Raw genomic sequence first — 16,516 nt, 5'->3', positions numbered from 1 at the left:
GCTCGTCGGGTCGCCGCATCGCTGCGATAGCATCACCTTGGTGTCACTGACACACCGAGGTGCCTGCAGTGACTTTACTGTTTATCCAGCAACCACTGGCGTGGCCCCGGGGTGAACGAAGGTACTTCGTCGGCCTGGGACGTATTGATCGCCTGGAAAATCTCCAGTTGCTTGTCATTGCGGCTGAAGATCCACGGGTTGCCCTGGCCGCTTTGTTGCAGCCAGATGCTGTCGTAGCCACCGCTCATGGAGGCGCAATCGCCGGCCAGGCACAGTGAGTATTGGTCTACGCCGGGCAGGCCAGTGACTTGGCCGTTGGCCTGGAACTGCACTGTCGCGCCGACGCCATTGCCGCTGGTGATTTTCCAGCTGCCGCCCATATAGGCCGAATACAGCGCCCGTTCGAAGTTGGCACCCAGGGGCGCGCCTTCGGGAGCAGGGTCCTTGGGTCGGTCAAAGAGCTGTTCGGGCTCATTGTCGTTGGCCACTTGCAGCAACTGCTTGCCATCACGCTTGAGCTCGGTGGTTGAGCTACCGTAGAAGTCGACATTCCAGGTGCCGGCCTTCTCGCCCTCCAACGTGCCTTCAGGGCGTTCAAAACCGTTGAAGTAGCGCGCTTGGTTGGCCCGGGTATTGACCTCCCATTCGAGGTTCGGACCATAGGCCTGCAGGGCTTCACGCAAAGGGCCGCCCTTGGACGCCGCATCGATGGCGACCTGGTTGATCCAGGTGCCGCTCACATCCCGGGCGGCAGGATTGCTGGCGCAGCCGCCAAGGAACAGGGTGAGCAGCGTGGAGGCAACGAGCGCTTTGCGCATTACGAAATCCTTTTAAAACGAAGTCGGCGCAACCCCTGGGGTTGCGCCGAATGTATTACTCGATGACCAGAATCGCGTCCATCTCAACCTGCGAACCCTTTGGCAGGGCGGCAACGCCAATGGCGGCGCGGGCTGGGTAGGGTTGTTCGAAGTACTTGCCCATGATCTCGTTGACCTTGGCGAAGTGGCTCAGGTCGGTGAGGAAGATGTTCAACTTGACGATGTCCTTGAACGAACCGCCCGCTGCTTCGGCTACCGACTTGAGGTTTTCGAAGACTTGTACGGTCTGGGCTTCGAAGCCTTCAACCAGCTCCATGGTCTTTGGGTCCAGTGGGATCTGGCCGGACATGTAGACGGTGTTGCCCGCCTTGATCGCTTGGGAGTAAGTACCGATGGCGGCAGGTGCCTTGTCGCTGGTGATAACAGTCTTGGTCATGAATGACTCCTTGTAATGTCCGGGCTATAGGGGAGGCGTTATGCGCGCATGCGAGTGATGCGGATAACCCCGGTCAGGGCACGCAGTTTCTTGATCACACGGGCCAGGTGCACACGGTCGTGCACGCTGACCACCAGTTGGACCACGCTGATGCGACCATCGCGTTCGTCCATGCTGATTTTTTCGATATTGCCGTCGGCCGCGTTGACACTGCTGGCCAGCAAGGCGATCAGCCCGCGCTGGTGCTCCAGCTCCACTCGCAGCTCGACGTTGAATTCGCCGGTCACATCCTTGGCCCATGACAGCTGGATGCATTTTTCCGGGTTGTGGCGGATTTCGCTGATATTGCGGCAGTTATCCAGGTGCACCACCATGCCTTTGCCGGCGGACAGGTGCCCGACAATCGGGTCGCCCGGGATCGGCGTGCAGCACTTGGCGTAGCTGAGGACCAGGCCTTCGGTGCCGCGAATGGCCAGCGGGCCTTCGGGGCTTGGCAACTGCTCGCCTTCGCCCAACAGGCGACGGGCGACGACATAGGCCATGCGGTTGCCCAGGCCGATATCTTCGAGCAGGTCTTCGATGGTTTCCTGGCGGTACTCGTGGAGGATCGCCTGCACGCGGTCGGCGGGGATTTTCTCCAGGGAGCTGTCAAAGCCGTTGAGTACCTTGTTCAGCAGGCGTTCACCCAGGCTGATGGACTCGGACCGGCGTTGCAGCTTCAGCGCGTGGCGGATGTGGGTGCGCGCCTTGCCGGTGACCACGAAGTTGAGCCACGCCGGATTCGGCCTGGCCCCCGGCGCGCTGACGATCTCCACGGTGGAGCCGCTTTGCAACGGTTCCGACAGCGGGGCCAGGCGACGATTGATCCGGCACGCGATGCAGCTGTTGCCGACGTCGGTGTGTACCGCGTAGGCAAAGTCGACCGCCGTGGAGCCCTTGGGCAGCTCCATGATCCGGCCTTTGGGCGTGAACACGTAGACCTCGTCCGGGAACAGGTCGATCTTCACGCTTTCGATGAATTCCAGCGAGTTGCCGGCACGTTGCTGCATTTCCAGCACGCCCTTGACCCACTGGCGGGCGCGGGCATGGGTGCCTTTGGGCTGCTCGTCGCCGGTGGATTTGTACAGCCAATGGGCGGCGATGCCGTTATTGGCCATCTCTTCCATTTCCCGGGTGCGGATCTGGATCTCGATCGGCACCCCATGCATGCCAAACAGCGTGGTGTGCAGCGACTGATAGCCGTTTGCCTTGGGGATGGCGATGTAGTCCTTGAAGCGCCCCGGAAGGGGTTTGTACAAATTATGTACAGCGCCCAACACGCGGTAACAGGTATCGACCTTGTCGACGATGATCCGGAACGCATACACGTCCATGATCTCGTTGAAGGCCCGGCGCTTGCCGCGCATCTTCTTGTAGATGCCGTAGATATGCTTTTGCCGCCCGCTGACTTCGCCTTCAATCTCGTCGATTGCCAGGCAATGGCTCAGGGACTCTTCGATCTTGTTGACGATTTCCTTGCGATTGCCCCGGGCGCGCTTGACCGCCTGGTAGATGCGCGCCGAACGCATCGGGTGCATGGCCTTGAAGCCGAGGTCTTCGAACTCGATACGAATGGCATGCATGCCCAGCCGGTTGGCGATGGGCGCGTAGATTTCCAGGGTTTCCTTGGCGATGCGCCGGCGTTTTTCACCGGATAGCACTTCCAGCGTGCGCATGTTGTGCAGCCGGTCGGCCAGCTTGACCAGGATTACCCGGATATCCCGGGCCATGGCCATGGCCATCTTCTGGAAGTTTTCCGCCTGGGCCTCGGCCTTGGTCTCGAAGTTCATCTGGGTCAGCTTGCTGACCCCGTCGACCAGGTCGGCCACGGTTTCGCCAAATTGTGCGCTGAGCGCTTCCTTGGCAATACCGGTGTCTTCGATCACGTCATGCAGCATCGCGGCCATCAGGCTTTGATGGTCCATGTGCATGTCGGCAAGAATATTGGCCACCGCAAGAGGATGGGTGACGTACGCCTCGCCGCTACGGCGGCGCTGGCCGTCGTGGGCTTGTTCGGCGTAGAAGTACGCTCGGCGGACCAGGTTGACCTGGTCGGTGCCGAGGTAGGTCGATAAGCGATCGGCGAGGGCGTCTATACTCGGCAAAGTGTTAACTCCTGCCGAAGGCTGTGACCCCGCGCCGTGCTACGTCGACCAGGCATAGGCTTAGACGGCCTCGTTGGACTCGTCCTCGAACGCTGCAAACAGCGGTTCGTCTTCAACGATTTCGGCGTTGGCGATGAACTCGTAGCTCATCAGGCCTTCAGCGATTTCACGCAGGGCTACAACGGTAGGCTTGTCGTTTTCCCACTGGACCAGGGGCTCTTTGCCGCCAGTGGCCAATTGACGGGCACGCTTGGTAGAGAGCATGACCAGCTCAAAGCGGTTATCCACGTGTTCTAGGCAGTCTTCAACGGTTACGCGGGCCATGGTATTCCTCGGAGCGAATGCAAGATGCGCGCTGCCCGGTTGGGCGAGCGGACTCAACAGTTTAAAAAATCACCAGCGTTTAGGGAAGCGCTGATTTTGCGCAGGCCCCGGCAAACACGCTACAAGTGCCAATGTAAGGCCCTTGCAGCGGTTTTGGGAAAAGCCATTCAACCGAGCAGTTCGGCCAACAATTTGCCAAAACGCTGCTGCTGGCGTTTTTGCTGGAGCTGATTGGCGCGGAAAATCGCCTTCAGGTCGTCCAGGGCGTGGGCAAAATCGTCGTTGATGATCAGGTAGTCGTAGTCCACATAGTGGCTCATTTCGCTGACAGCTTCGCGCATGCGCCCGGCGATGACCTCTTCGCTGTCCTGGCCGCGATTGTTCAGGCGCTGGTGCAAGGCTTCCAGTGAAGGCGGCAGGATAAAGATCGAACGCGCCTTGGGCATCAATTGGCGGACCTGTTCGGCGCCTTGCCAGTCGATTTCCAGGATCAGGTCGTGGCCTTCGTCCAGGGTCTGCTGCAGGTGGCTCTGGGAGGTGCCATAGAGGTTGCCGAACACTTCGGCGCGCTCCAGGAAGTCACCGTGCTCGATCATCTTCACGAACTCGCTGCGCTCGACGAAGTGATAGTTCACACCGTTCACCTCACCGGGGCGCATGGCGCGGGTGGTGTGGGAGACCGATACGCGGATCTCCGGGTTGGTGTCGGTCAGGGCCTTGACCAGGCTGCTTTTGCCCGCGCCCGAGGGGGCGGAAATGATGTACAGGGTGCCGGTGCTGTGGGTCATGGGAGTTGCCTTACTCAATATTCTGTACTTGTTCGCGCATTTGCTCGATCAACACTTTGAGGTTGACCGCAGCCTGGGTGCTGCGCGGGTCGAAGGCTTTGGAGCCCAGTGTATTGGCTTCGCGGTTGAGTTCCTGCATCAGGAAGTCCAGGCGCCGACCAGCGGCACCGGCCGACTTGAGTACGCGACGCACCTCCAGGATGTGGGTGCTCAGGCGGTCGAGTTCTTCGGCGACGTCGCTTTTTTGTGCGAGCAGGACCATTTCCTGTTCCAGGCGTACCGGATCGAGGTCGGCCTTCATGTCGGTGAAGCGGTCGAGGACTTTCTGGCGCTGGGTGGCCAGCATTTGTGGCACCAGCTCGCGCAGGGTCACGACGTCTTCTTCGATGGCAGTCAGGCGCTCATTGATCAGGCGGGCCAGTTCGGCGCCTTCGCGCTCACGGCCGGCCTTTAGCTCCTTGAGGCCCTGGTTGAACAGGGCCAGGGCCTCGGCGTTCAGTGCCTGCGGGTCAGTGGCGTCAGCCACCAGTACGCCGGGCCAGGCCAGGACTTCCAGGGGGTTCAGTGCCGCCGGCTGCTTGATCAGGCTGGCAATCGTTTCAGCGGCAGCGACCAACTGTGCAGCGCGCTCGCGATCAACCTGCAGTGGCTTGCCGGTGGTTTCCTCGGTAAAGCGCAGGGTGCATTCCAGCTTGCCGCGTGAGATGCCCGCGCGCAGGGCTTCGCGCACGACGCCTTCAAGGTCGCGAAAGGACTCGGGCAGGCGCAGGTGCGGCTCCAGGTAGCGGCTGTTGACCGAGCGCAACTCCCAGCTCAGGGTGCCTTGGGCGCCGGCTTTTTCGACGCGGGCGAAGGCGGTCATGCTATGCACCATGGAGGTACCTCGCGATACAGTCCCGCAAACGGGCGGGCTGGTAGGTAGATTGAAGCCGACTGGCTGCGAAGGCGCAGGATTGTAGCGCAACGGGGCAAGCGCCCCCAAATGCTGGCTGTGACAAAGGGTGCCCAGGGCCGCCCTTTGGTAACCGAATTTATTAGCAGTGCCGCGAAGCGGCCTGCGGCTCTATAATGCTCGGCAGTTTTTCGTCCTCAGTACAGGTATCCCCTATGAAACGTCCAAGTGGTCGCGCTGCCGATCAGCTCCGCTCGATCCGCATCACCCGCAACTACACCAAACACGCCGAGGGATCTGTACTGGTCGAGTTCGGCGATACCAAGGTCATCTGCACCGTCAGCGTTGAAAACGGCGTGCCGCGTTTCCTCAAGGGCCAGGGCCAGGGTTGGTTGACCGCCGAATACGGCATGTTGCCGCGCGCCACCGGCGAGCGTAACCAGCGTGAAGCCAGCCGTGGCAAGCAGGGCGGTCGCACCCTGGAGATCCAGCGCCTGATCGGCCGTTCCCTGCGCGCTGCGCTGGACATGTCCAAGCTGGGCGACGTCACCCTGTACGTCGACTGCGATGTGATCCAGGCCGACGGCGGCACCCGCACCGCGTCCATCACTGGCGCCATGGTCGCGCTGGTCGATGCGCTGAAAGTGATCAAGAAGCGCGGCGGCCTGAAAGGCGGCGACCCGCTCAAGCAGATGATTGCAGCTGTATCGGTGGGCATGTACCAGGGCGAGCCTGTGCTGGACCTGGACTACCTGGAAGATTCGGCGGCCGAGACCGACCTGAACGTGGTCATGACCAGCACCGGTGGGTTCATCGAAGTGCAGGGCACCGCCGAAGGCGCGCCGTTCCAGCCAGCAGACCTGAACGCCATGCTGGCCCTGGCCCAGAAAGGCATGAGCGAAATCTTCGAACTACAGACCGCCGCACTGGCTGACTGAAACCCGCCTCAAGGAGCAACGCCATGAGTGACAACCAGCTTCCTGTGCCAGCCCAGACCAAGGAAGTGCGCCAGTGGGCCATGCTCTGTCACTTCGCGGCGTTCCTTGGCCTGGTGTTCCCCTTCGGCAGTGTGCTGGGGCCTTTGATCCTGTGGCAGGTGAAGAAGGACATGGATCCGCTGATCGATGATCAGGGCAAGGAAGCGCTGAACTTCCAGCTGACCGTGGCCATTGCCTGGCTGGTCTGCTTTGTCCTGGGTTTTGTGATCATTGGTTTCCTGATGATGGCGGTGCTGGTGATTGCCGCGTTGGTGCTGACCATCATTGGGGGCATCAAGGCCAATAAAGGCATTGCCTACCGTTACCCGTGCACATGGCGATTGATCAAATAATGATCGCCCACAAAAAAACCGACAGCGATGTCGGTTTTTTTGTACCTGGAACATGACCTCAGATGGTCAAGGTCCAGTCGTAATCCACGATCAACGGCGCGTGTTGCGAGAAGCGCGGTTGACGCGGCAGGCGTGCGCTGCGGACAAACCGGCGCAGGCCGGGGGTCAGCAGTTGGTAGTCAAAACGCCAGCCCAGGTTGAGCATCTCGGCCTGTTCGTTGTCCGGCCACCAGCTGTACTGGTCACCTTCACGGCTGACTTCACGCAGGGCATCTACATAGCCCATGTTGCCGACAATCTCGTCCATCCAGGCCCGTTCCGGCGCCAGGAAGCCCGGGGATTGCTGGCTGTCGCGCCAGTTCTTGATATCCAGCTTCTGTTGCGCCACGTACAGCGAGCCACAATAAATGTACTCGCGGCGTTTGCGTCGCTGTTTATCCAGATAACGGGCGAAATCGTCCATTAGCTTGAACTTCTGGTTCAAGTCTTCATCGCCGTTCATCCCCGAAGGGAGCAGCAAGGTAGCAATACTGACTTTGTCGAAATCGGCTTGCAGGTAGCGCCCGTAGCGATCGGCTGTCTCGAAGCCGAGGCCGCTGATGACCGCCTTGGGTTGCAACCGTGAATACAGAGCCACGCCACCTTGGGCAGGGACTTCGGCATCACAGGCATAAAGGAAGTAGCCATCCAGTTGGAAGGCTGGGTCGTCCAGTTCAAAGGCGGAGGCGCGCGTGTCCTGCAGGCAGATGACGTCGGCATTCTGGGCTTGCAGCCAACTGAGCAAACCACGCTCGACTGCAGCCTGAATACCATTAACGTTCACACTGATGATCCGCATAAATGGCCCCAAAAATCGCGTGCGTGTATGATACACGCCGTCTACCTATTTAGCTAAATCCGTGGTATCTGAGGCTTTTTTCATGCAGGCGTATCAACGCGATTTCATTCGTTTTGCCATCGATCGCGGGGTTTTGCGCTTCGGTGAGTTCACCCTCAAGTCCGGGCGCACCAGCCCATACTTCTTCAATGCCGGCCTGTTCAACTCGGGTTCTGCCCTGGCGCAGCTGGGGCGTTTCTACGCTGCCGCCATCGTTGAAAGCGGCATTTCCTTCGACGTGCTGTTTGGCCCGGCCTACAAAGGCATTCCGTTGGCTGCGGCCACCGCGGTGGCCCTGGCTGAACATCACGACCGGGATCTGCCATGGTGCTTCAACCGCAAGGAAGCCAAGGCCCACGGCGAAGGCGGCAGCCTGGTCGGCGCTCCGTTGACCGGTGATGTGCTGATCATCGACGACGTGATCACCGCCGGCACCGCGATCCGCGAAGTGATGCAGATCATTGCATCCCAGGATGGCGCCAAGGCCGCTGGCGTGTTGATCGCGCTGAACCGCCAGGAGCGTGGCAACGGTGAGTTGTCGGCGATCCAGGAAGTGGAGCGTGACTTCGCAATCCCGGTGGTGAGCATTGTCTCGCTGAACCAGGTATTGCAGTTCCTCGAAGACGACCCACAGCTCAAGCAACACCTGCCGGCTGTACGGGCGTACCGCGAGCAGTTTGGCGTCTGACACAACCCCTTGTAGCTGATGAGCTCGTGTAGGAGCGAGCTTGCTCGCGATAGCGGTAGTACATTCAACACTGATGTTGACTGACAAGCCCTCATCGCGGGCAAGCCCGCTCCTACAGGGGATCTCCACAAGGCTGCAGGTCGGCGCACATAAAAAAGCCCCCGTTCAACCAGGTTGAACGGGGGCTTTTTGTTTCAGCGGTCAGGGACGCTTGCGATTGCTGATCAGCGTGCCCATGCCGGTATCAGTGAAGATTTCCAGCAACACCGCGTTCGGCACCCGGCCATCGATGATCAGCGAGCTGCCTACGCCACCTTGCACGGCTTCCAGTGCGCAGCGGATCTTCGGCAGCATGCCGCCGTAGATGGTGCCGTCGGCGATCAAATCGTCGACCTGCTGGGTGGTCAGGCCGGTCAGGACCTTGCCTTCCTTGTCCATCAGGCCGGCAATGTTGGTCAGCAGCATCAGCTTCTCGGCCTTCAGGGCCTCGGCTACTTTACCGGCGACCAGGTCGGCGTTGATGTTGTAGGACTCACCATTGGCACCCACGCCGATCGGCGCGATCACCGGAATGAAGTCACCCTTGACCAGCAGGTTCAGCAAGTCGGTGTTGATGCCGATCACTTCGCCTACCTGGCCAATGTCGATGATTTCCGGCTGGGTCATCTCCGGGGTCTTGCGGGTCACGGTGAGTTTCTTCGCCCGGATCAGCTCGGCGTCCTTGCCGGTCAGGCCGATGGCGCTGCCGCCATGACGGTTGATCAGGTTGACGATGTCTTTGTTAACCTGGCCGCCAAGGACCATCTCCACCACGTCCATGGTCTGCGCATCGGTGACGCGCATACCGTCGATGAAGTGACTCTCGATGGACAAGCGCTTGAGCAGGTCACCGATCTGCGGGCCGCCGCCGTGGACCACCACCGGGTTGATCCCGACGGCTTTCATCAGCACGATGTCGCGGGCAAAGCCGGTTTTCAGCTCGTCGCTTTCCATGGCATTGCCGCCGTACTTGATCACCAGCGTCTTGCCGACGTAGCGTCGAATGTAAGGCAGCGCTTCGGAAAGGACCTTGGCGGTGTTGGCGGCGGCTTCGCGTTCGAGGGTCATTCAGGGCTCCGGGGCAAATAATCAGAACGGTAGTTGGAGATCAGGGGCAACACGTTTCAACTGGGCGTGGAACACGTCCTTGATGCGCTGCAACTCGGCCTCGGTATCCGCCTCGAAACGCAGGACCAGCACCGGTGTGGTGTTGGACGCGCGAACCAGGCCCCAGCCTTCGGCATAATCGACTCGCACACCATCAATGGTGGTCAGGTTGGCGCCTTCACCCCATTGCGCATCGTGCAGTGCGTCAATGATGCTGAATTTGCTCTCTTCGGTCACATGGATATTGATTTCCGGCGTAGAAATATCGTTCGGGAAGGTCTCGAACAGATCCTCGGCGCTGGATTTCTCCTTGCTGAGGATCTCCAGCAGACGTGCGGCACTGTAGATGCCGTCGTCGAAACCGAACCAGCGCTCCTTGAAGAACACATGGCCGCTCATTTCGCCCGCCAGCAGGGCGCCGGTTTCCTTCATTTTCTTTTTGATCAGCGAGTGACCGGTCTTCCACATCAGTGGGCGGCCACCGTATTCCTTGATCAGCGGTGTGAGGCGACGGGTGCACTTCACGTCGAAAATAATCTCGGCGCCTGGGTTGCGCGCCACCACGTCGCGGGCGAACAGCATCAGCAGGCGATCGGGGAACACGATGCTGCCGGTGTTGGTCACCACGCCCACGCGGTCGCCATCGCCATCGAAGGCCAGGCCGACATCGGCGCCCACTTCTTCGACCTTGGCGATCAGGTCCACCAGGTTTTCAGGCTTGCCCGGGTCCGGGTGATGGTTGGGGAAGTGGCCGTCGACGTCGCAGAACAGCGGGATCACTTCGCAGTTCAGGGCTTCGAGCAATTGCGGGGCGATCACGCCGGCCGCGCCGTTGCCGCAGTCCACCACGACCTTCAGGCGACGCTCAAGCTTGACGTCCCGGGTGATTTCGTCGGAATAGCGCTGGAGGATATCGACCTTGGTGATGCTGCCTTTGCCGCTGGTCAGGTCATTGGTTTTCAGGCGCGTGTGCAGGGCCTGGATCTGTTCGTTGGCCAGGGTGTCGCCAGCGATCACGATCTTGAAGCCGTTGTAGTCCGACGGGTTGTGGCTGCCGGTGAGCATGACGCCCGACTTGCCGGCCAGCACGTTGGCGGCGTAGTACAGCGCCGGCGTCGGCACCAGGCCGACGTCGCTGACATGGCAGCCGCTGTCGGCCAGGCCCTGGATCAGGCGTTCCACCAGCTCGGGGCCGGACAGGCGGCCATCACGGCCTACCGAGACGTTGGGTTCGCCCTGGGCCAGGCTTTGGGAGCCGATGGCGCGGCCGATCCAGTAGGCGGTTTCGGCGGTCAGGGTTTTCGGGACGACGCCACGGATGTCGTAGGCGCGGAAAATACTGTCGGGAAACGTCGGTGCGACTGGGGCTGCGTTGCTCATCACTGGGGAAACTCCATCGATACGGGGCGGACAGGCCTGAATATGGCGACCGGCAGGCTCAAACTGAAGGGTAAGACGGCGTTTTTGGCCTAGAGTTCGTGGTGCGAAAATGCCATCTGGGCATGCCGGGCGCGGAGCCCGGCATGCCTGAGCGTAGTCAGTGGCTGCCGGAATGCCCGAAACCGCCTGCGCCACGCTGGGTTTCGTCGAACTCGGTCACCAGTTCGAAATGCGCCTGCACCACCGGTACCAGCACCAGTTGGGCGATACGTTCGCCAACGGCGATATTGAAGGCGGTCTGGCCACGGTTCCAGCACGAGACCATCAATTCGCCCTGGTAATCGGAGTCGATCAGGCCAACGAGATTGCCCAGGACGATCCCGTGTTTGTGGCCCAGGCCCGAGCGCGGCAGGATCAGCGCGGCCAGGCCGGGATCGCCGACGTAGATCGACAGGCCGGTGGGGATCAGCAGGGTCTGGCCCGGCTCAAGCACGGTGTCCTGCTTGAGCATGGCGCGCAGGTCCAGGCCGGCGGAGCCCGGTGTGGCGTAGGCCGGCAGTGGGAATTCGCTGCCGATGCGGGGGTCGAGGATCTTGGCTTGCAAAGCGTGCATGGAAATTAAACCTGGTTCAGCCGTTGGGCGATAAAAGAGATCAGTTGGCGGGCAATCTTGCCCTTGCTGGTCTGGGCGAAAAGGGTCGCGTGCAGTTCGCGGTCGATCACGCTGCAGGCGTTTTCCTCGCTGTTGAAACCGATGCTCGGGTTGGCGACATCATTGGCAACGATCAGGTCGAGGTTTTTGTCTTTCAGTTTGCGTGCGGCGTAGTCCAGCAGGTTTTCGGTTTCGGCGGCGAAACCGACGCTGAACGGACGATCCGCGCGGGTGGCGATGGTGGCCAAAATATCCGGGTTGCGGACCATTTGCAGGAGCAGGCCGTCGCCGCTTGTAGGGTCTTTCTTGAGTTTTTGCGGCGCAACTACTTCCGGTCGGTAGTCTGCGACCGCTGCCGAGGCGATAAACACATCGCAGGGAATCGCCGCCTCACAGGCCGCAAGCATGTCACGGGCGCTGACTACGTCGATGCGGGTGACCCGATCCGGGGTCGGCAGGTGCACCGGGCCGGTGATCAGGGTCACGCGTGCGCCTGCCTCAACCGCCGCTTCAGCCAGGGCAAAGCCCATTTTCCCTGAGCTATGGTTGGTGATGTAGCGCACCGGGTCGATGTTTTCCTGGGTCGGGCCGGCGGTGATCAGCACGTGCTTGCCGGTCAGGGCCAGGTGCTGGAAACACTCGGCGGCGCACAGCGCCAGGTCGGTGGCTTCGAGCATGCGGCCCAGGCCGACGTCGCCACAGGCCTGGCTGCCGGAGGCCGGGCCGAAGACCTTGAGGCCACGGCTTTGCAGCAATTGGGTGTTGGCCTGGGTGGCGGGGTCGCGCCACATGGCCTGGTTCATCGCCGGGGCGATGGCGACAGTGGCGTCGGTGGCCAGTACCAGCGTGGTCAGCAAGTCGTCGGCAATGCCTTGGGCGAGGCGCGCAATCAGGTCGGCGGTGGCGGGTGCGATCAGCACCAGGTCGGCCCATTTGGCCAGCTCGATATGGCCCATGGCAGCTTCGGCCGCCGGGTCCAGCAGGTCCAGGTGAACCGGGTGGCCGGACAGCGCCTGCATGGTCAGCGGGGTAATGAACTCACTGCCGCCACGGGTCATGACCACGCGCACTTCGGCGCCTTGGTCCAGGAGCCTGCGAACCAGCTCTGCGCTCTTGTAGGCGGCAATGCCGCCGCCGACGCCGAGAACGATGCGTTTCCGATACAGACGCTGCATTGGTTTGCCTTTCCAGTTCAGTGATGGCGTTGCGATCCCCCCTCCCCAGGAGAAATCGCGCGCAAAAAAGAGGGGCTAAGATAACACAGCGTCCGCCATGCAACAGCGGCGCACATGCACAGGGAGGTGGCATGAGTATTCGCAATTGGCCTGCAGCGGAGCGTCCGCGGGAGAGGCTTTTGGAGTTGGGCGCGGCGAGTCTTTCGGATGCCGAGTTGCTGGCGATATTCCTGCGCACCGGCGTCTCGGGTAAAAGTGCAGTGGATCTGGCGCGTCATCTGCTGGAGCAATTTGGCAGCCTGCGCGCATTGCTGGAGGCCCGGCAGGCCTTATTCATCCAGCATCTGGGGCTGGGGCCGGCTAAATTCGCCCAACTGCAGGCGGTGCTGGAAATGGGCCGGCGCCATCTGGCCGAGCATGTGCGTAATGAGTCGGTGTTGGAAAGCCCGGTGGCGGTGCGTGATTACCTCAAGGCACTGCTGCGCCATCAACCCCATGAGATCTTTGGGTGCCTGTTTCTCGATTCAAGGCATCGGGTGCTGGGCTTCGAAGCGTTGTTCCAGGGCTCCATCGACAACGCCACGGTTTACCCACGACAAGTGGTCAAGCGCGCCCTGGACTACAACGCTGCGGCGTTGATCCTGTGCCACAACCACCCCTCTGGGAATGCCGAGCCGAGCATCGCTGATCGAAAATTGACCAAAGTGCTGCAAAAAGCCCTGGATCTGGTGGATGTGCGGGTACTCGACCACATTATCGTCGGCGACGGTGATCCGCTGTCGATGGCCGAATATGGCTGGATATAACGCAACCCCTTGTAGGAGCCGGCAAGCCGGCTCCTACACACGAAGGGTCAGGGGGTGACGCTGACTTTGGAGAAGTCCTGGCGCCCAAACGGGCTGACCTGATACCCCTCGACATTCTTGCGTGTTAGGGCAAAGGCCGTCGGATGGGCCAGTGGCAACCACAGCGCCTGCTGCTGGATCTGCGCCTGCGCCTGTTGGTAGAGCTTGCTGCGCACGCCTTGCTCGTTGGTGGTCTTGCCGGCACTGATCAGCTTGTCCAGCGCCGGGTCGCAGTAACGGGCGAAGTTGGTGCTGGATTTGACCGCCGCGCAGGAAAACTGCGGGGTCAGGAAGTTATCCGGGTCGCCGTTGTCGCCGGCCCAGCCCATGAACAACAGATCGTGCTCGCCGGCCTTGGCGCGGCGGATCAGCTCGCCCCATTCGATCACGCGGATCTCTGCCTGGATGCCGATCTTGGCCAGGTCTGCCTGCAACAGCTGGGCGCCCAGGCTGGGGTTGGGATTGAGCAGGCTGCCGGATGGCCGGGTCCAGATAGTGGTCTTGAAACCGTCCTTGAGCCCGGCGCGGTCCAGCAGCCCCTTGGCCTTGGCAATGTCCTGTGGATAACCCGGCAACTCCTTGGCAAAGCTCCAGGTATTGGGCGGGTAAGGCCCATTGGCAGCTTCGGCGGTGCCTTCAAACACGGCCTTGAGGTAGCTGGCCTTGTCGAAGGCCAGGTTGATTGCCTGGCGCACTTCGGGTTTGTCCAGTGGCGGGTGCTGGCTATTGATGGCGACGAAAGCCGTCATGAAGGCAGCAGTTTTTTCCACCTTGAGTGCAGGATCCTTTTGCGCTTCACCGATATCCAGGGGCTTGGGTGACAAGGCGATCTGACATTCGTCCCGGCGCAGTTTCTGCAGGCGCACATTGGCGTCCGTGGTGATAGCAAAGATCAAGTTATCCACAGCCGGCTTGCCGGCAAAATAATCCGGGTTGGCCTTGTAGCGGATGGCCGCATCTTTCTGGAAGCGCCCGAACACGAACGGCCCGGTGCCGATGGGTTGGCTATTGAGCTTTTCCGGGGTACCGGCCTTGAGCAGCTTGTCGGCGTATTCGGCGGGGTAGATCGAGGCAAAGCCCATGCTCAGCGCGGCGAGGAAGGTGGAATCGGCGTGATCCAGGGTAAAACGCACGGTCAGCGGGTCAAGGGCGTCGATCTTCTTGATCAGCGCTGGCAGTTGCAGCGACTGGGCGTGGGGGAAGCCGCTCTGGGCGATCTTGTGCCAGGGGTTGGCCGGGTCGAGCATGCGCTCGAAGCTGAAACGCACATCTTCAGCCGTGAGGCTGCGGCTTGGGTTGAAATACGCAGTGCGGTGGAATTTGACGTCCGGGTGCAATTTAAAGGTATAGGTCAGGCCGTCCGGCGAGACTTCCCAGCTGTCGGCCAGGCTCGGTACCAGCTTGCCGCTCGCGGCATCGAAGTCCACCAGGCGGTTCATCAGCACATCCGCCGAGGCGTTGGTGGTGGTCAACGAGTTGTATTGCACCACGTCAAACCCTTCGGGGCTGGCCTCGGTGCAGACGCTCAGCGTAGAGGCTGCCTGGGCCAGTGGGGCGAGGAAGAGCGGGGCGAGCAATAAGGGTAGGGCAGCGAGACGCATGGTCGGTTTCCTTTGCAGATCGGAGGCCCATCTGCGAGTGCAGTCTGGAAAAGTCCTACCGTAGTGGGCTCATTCATAAATGACTAGCCCATTTTTGCCTGTGCATTTACGGCAAATACTGTTTTGATGGCGCTTCAGGTCATTTTGCCCAGGGCCTTGGCCTGCAAGCAGCGGCGACAAATCATTCGGTGCGACGAGCGGTTCTGCAGCACGGCGCCCCACCCTGGCAGCGCTTGAGGCCTGTTCGGGCGAGATTTACAGCGGGAAAAACACACCGGCTGTTGTTGCACTGGGGTCTTTCTGGTATAAAGCAGCGCTCTTTTCTAGGGGCCCGGTTCCTTCACTGTAGGTGTAGCCGGTAAGACCCTTAAAGAAACGCGGCGCCTGGCGCCAAATGACTGAGAGATTAAGCGGCCAACCCATGCCGGGTTGGGCATGTGGTTTTAGAGGGCTGAGGCATGTCGAGAGTCTGTCAAGTTACCGGTAAGGGTCCGGTGACTGGGAATAACATTTCCCACGCAAACAACAAAACCCGTCGTCGTTTCCTGCCAAACCTGCAGCATCACCGCTTCTGGGTTGAAGAAGAGAAACGTTTTGTCCGTCTGCGCGTATCTGCCAAAGGCATGCGCATCATCGACAAGCGTGGCATCACTGTCGTGCTCGCTGAACTGCGCCGCGACGGCAAAATCTAAGGAGCTATATCATGCGTGAATTGATTCGAATGATCTCTAGCGCCGGTACTGGTCACTTCTACACTACCGACAAGAACAAGCGTACTACCCCGGACAAGCTCGAAAAGAAAATGTTCGACCCGCGCGTTCGCAAGCACGTGATCTACAAAGAAGGCAAAATCAAGTAATTGGTTTTCTTTCTTGTGAAAAAAACCCGCATCTCACGATGCGGGTTTTTTTTCGTCTTTGAAAAGTCGCGATCGACCGATCAGGCCTTTTTTTCGAACACCACGTAGATCTTGCGGCACGGCTCCAGCACTTCCCAGGTGCCCCTGAAGCCGGCCGGGATGACGAAGCGATCACCGGCGCGCAAGGTCTTGGCGTTGCCGTCGCCATCGCGAAGTACCGAAACCCCCTGCACGATCTCGCAATATTCGTGTTCGGTGTAGTTCACCGTCCATTGCCCGACTTCACCCTCCCACACCCCGGCGTTCATCTGGCCGCACGGGCTGTTGTAGTGGTTGAAGAGCGTCTGCTCGGGGTCGCCCTTGAGGATTTTTTCGGTGGCGGGGCGGTAGCGTTCGGCGGCGGTGTTCGCCTGGCTGAAATCGACGACATCCTGAATGTTCATGCACGTATCCCGTCTAGGCCTGGGGTTGGAGAGCCAAAGTCTATGTTTATTAAAATGAACATCGCAAGGGCGTTTGCGGCCGTTATGTCAAATATATTGAAACATCCCCGGCGGCTGG

General features: G+C 60.5%; 18 protein-coding genes and 1 pseudogene. 6 read left to right on the top strand and 13 right to left on the bottom strand.

Translation table 11 applies throughout. The features are described from left to right. Positions 1-74: 74 nt before the first annotated feature. The 6 genes from BHC62_RS01590 to BHC62_RS01565 all read right to left on the bottom strand — a co-directional run bounded on the left by BHC62_RS01590 (position 75) and on the right by BHC62_RS01565 (position 5,384). Positions 75-818 carry a hypothetical protein gene (locus tag BHC62_RS01590; protein ID WP_070994056.1) on the bottom strand — a complete coding sequence of 248 codons (744 nt, stop codon included), beginning with the start codon at positions 816-818 and terminating at the stop codon, positions 75-77. Positions 819-873: 55 nt separating this feature from the next. Beyond that, positions 874-1,254, bottom strand: coding sequence for a RidA family protein (locus BHC62_RS01585; protein ID WP_025130815.1), 381 nt, complete (start codon positions 1,252-1,254; stop codon positions 874-876). A gap of 38 nt (positions 1,255-1,292) precedes the next feature. Continuing rightward, complete coding sequence (gene spoT, locus BHC62_RS01580; protein WP_070994055.1) at positions 1,293-3,398, bottom strand: bifunctional GTP diphosphokinase/guanosine-3',5'-bis pyrophosphate 3'-pyrophosphohydrolase; 2,106 nt, start codon at positions 3,396-3,398, stop codon at positions 1,293-1,295. A 60-nt stretch (positions 3,399-3,458) separates the two neighbouring features. Next, complete coding sequence (gene rpoZ / locus BHC62_RS01575; protein WP_003176920.1) at positions 3,459-3,722, bottom strand: DNA-directed RNA polymerase subunit omega; 264 nt, start codon at positions 3,720-3,722, stop codon at positions 3,459-3,461. Between the two features lie 167 nt (positions 3,723-3,889). Continuing rightward, positions 3,890-4,510, bottom strand: a complete 621-nt coding sequence (gene gmk, locus BHC62_RS01570) for a guanylate kinase (protein ID WP_070994054.1) — start codon at positions 4,508-4,510, stop codon at positions 3,890-3,892. Positions 4,511-4,520: 10 nt separating this feature from the next. Further along, positions 4,521-5,384, bottom strand: a complete 864-nt coding sequence (locus tag BHC62_RS01565; protein WP_029289822.1) for a YicC/YloC family endoribonuclease — start codon at positions 5,382-5,384, stop codon at positions 4,521-4,523. Positions 5,385-5,617: 233 nt separating this feature from the next. Between BHC62_RS01565 and rph the strand changes: the two genes are divergently transcribed. Together rph and BHC62_RS01555 are read left to right on the top strand one after the other, a co-directional pair. Continuing rightward, entirely contained in the window at positions 5,618-6,340 is a 723-nt protein-coding gene (gene rph, locus BHC62_RS01560; RefSeq protein ID WP_029289820.1) for a ribonuclease PH, read from the top strand. 23 nt (positions 6,341-6,363) lie between these two features. After that, on the top strand, positions 6,364-6,732 hold the full coding sequence (locus tag BHC62_RS01555) for a DUF4870 domain-containing protein (RefSeq protein WP_029289818.1): 369 nt from the start codon (positions 6,364-6,366) through the stop codon (positions 6,730-6,732). Positions 6,733-6,790: 58 nt separating this feature from the next. Here the strand turns inward: BHC62_RS01555 and BHC62_RS01550 are convergent, their stop codons facing one another. Next, positions 6,791-7,570 (bottom strand): exodeoxyribonuclease III, encoded by a 780-nt coding sequence (locus BHC62_RS01550; protein WP_029289816.1) that lies wholly within the window; start codon positions 7,568-7,570, stop codon positions 6,791-6,793. Positions 7,571-7,652: 82 nt separating this feature from the next. On the opposite strand from BHC62_RS01550, the gene pyrE reads away from it, so the two are divergent. Then, positions 7,653-8,297: an orotate phosphoribosyltransferase gene (gene pyrE, locus BHC62_RS01545; RefSeq protein ID WP_070994053.1), complete on the top strand. Its 645-nt coding sequence runs from the start codon at positions 7,653-7,655 to the stop codon at positions 8,295-8,297. A 201-nt stretch (positions 8,298-8,498) separates the two neighbouring features. Here the strand turns inward: pyrE and argB are convergent, their stop codons facing one another. The 4 genes and pseudogenes from argB to coaBC all read right to left on the bottom strand — a co-directional run bounded on the left by argB (position 8,499) and on the right by coaBC (position 12,650). Then, a complete protein-coding gene (gene argB / locus BHC62_RS01540; RefSeq protein ID WP_029289812.1) occupies positions 8,499-9,404 on the bottom strand; it encodes an acetylglutamate kinase in 906 nt (301 codons plus the stop codon). Positions 9,405-9,425: 21 nt separating this feature from the next. After that, positions 9,426-10,832: pseudogene (locus tag BHC62_RS01535) on the bottom strand (phosphomannomutase/phosphoglucomutase); the annotation flags it as partial. Between the two features lie 148 nt (positions 10,833-10,980). After that, complete coding sequence (gene dut / locus BHC62_RS01530) at positions 10,981-11,436, bottom strand: dUTP diphosphatase (RefSeq protein WP_029289808.1); 456 nt, start codon at positions 11,434-11,436, stop codon at positions 10,981-10,983. 5 nt (positions 11,437-11,441) lie between these two features. Continuing rightward, the gene (gene coaBC, locus BHC62_RS01525; RefSeq protein WP_029289805.1) at positions 11,442-12,650 is read right to left on the bottom strand and encodes a bifunctional phosphopantothenoylcysteine decarboxylase/phosphopantothenate--cysteine ligase CoaBC; all 1,209 of its coding nucleotides are present in this window, start codon (positions 12,648-12,650) and stop codon (positions 11,442-11,444) included. Between the two features lie 131 nt (positions 12,651-12,781). Between coaBC and radC the strand changes: the two genes are divergently transcribed. Then, positions 12,782-13,456, top strand: coding sequence for a DNA repair protein RadC (gene radC, locus BHC62_RS01520; RefSeq protein ID WP_029289803.1), 675 nt, complete (start codon positions 12,782-12,784; stop codon positions 13,454-13,456). A gap of 47 nt (positions 13,457-13,503) precedes the next feature. On the opposite strand, the gene BHC62_RS01515 is transcribed toward radC, so the two are convergent. Next, entirely contained in the window at positions 13,504-15,096 is a 1,593-nt protein-coding gene (locus tag BHC62_RS01515) for an ABC transporter substrate-binding protein (protein ID WP_070994052.1), read from the bottom strand. A 458-nt stretch (positions 15,097-15,554) separates the two neighbouring features. Between BHC62_RS01515 and rpmB the strand changes: the two genes are divergently transcribed. Beyond that, positions 15,555-15,788, top strand: coding sequence for a 50S ribosomal protein L28 (rpmB, locus tag BHC62_RS01510; protein ID WP_007920377.1), 234 nt, complete (start codon positions 15,555-15,557; stop codon positions 15,786-15,788). 11 nt (positions 15,789-15,799) lie between these two features. Beyond that, a complete protein-coding gene (rpmG, locus tag BHC62_RS01505) occupies positions 15,800-15,955 on the top strand; it encodes a 50S ribosomal protein L33 (RefSeq protein ID WP_003176906.1) in 156 nt (51 codons plus the stop codon). 80 nt (positions 15,956-16,035) lie between these two features. On the opposite strand, the gene BHC62_RS01500 is transcribed toward rpmG, so the two are convergent. Then, on the bottom strand, positions 16,036-16,398 hold the full coding sequence (locus BHC62_RS01500; protein WP_070994051.1) for a cupin domain-containing protein: 363 nt from the start codon (positions 16,396-16,398) through the stop codon (positions 16,036-16,038). Positions 16,399-16,516: the final 118 nt, after the last annotated feature.

Origin of the sequence: Pseudomonas sp. 06C 126 (genome assembly GCF_001855215.1) — a bacterium.
Classification (GTDB): Bacteria; Pseudomonadota; Gammaproteobacteria; order Pseudomonadales; family Pseudomonadaceae; genus Aquipseudomonas; species Aquipseudomonas proteolytica.
The sequence above is the reverse complement of the archived record's forward strand: the minus strand, read 5'-3'. Positions and strand labels throughout refer to the sequence as shown.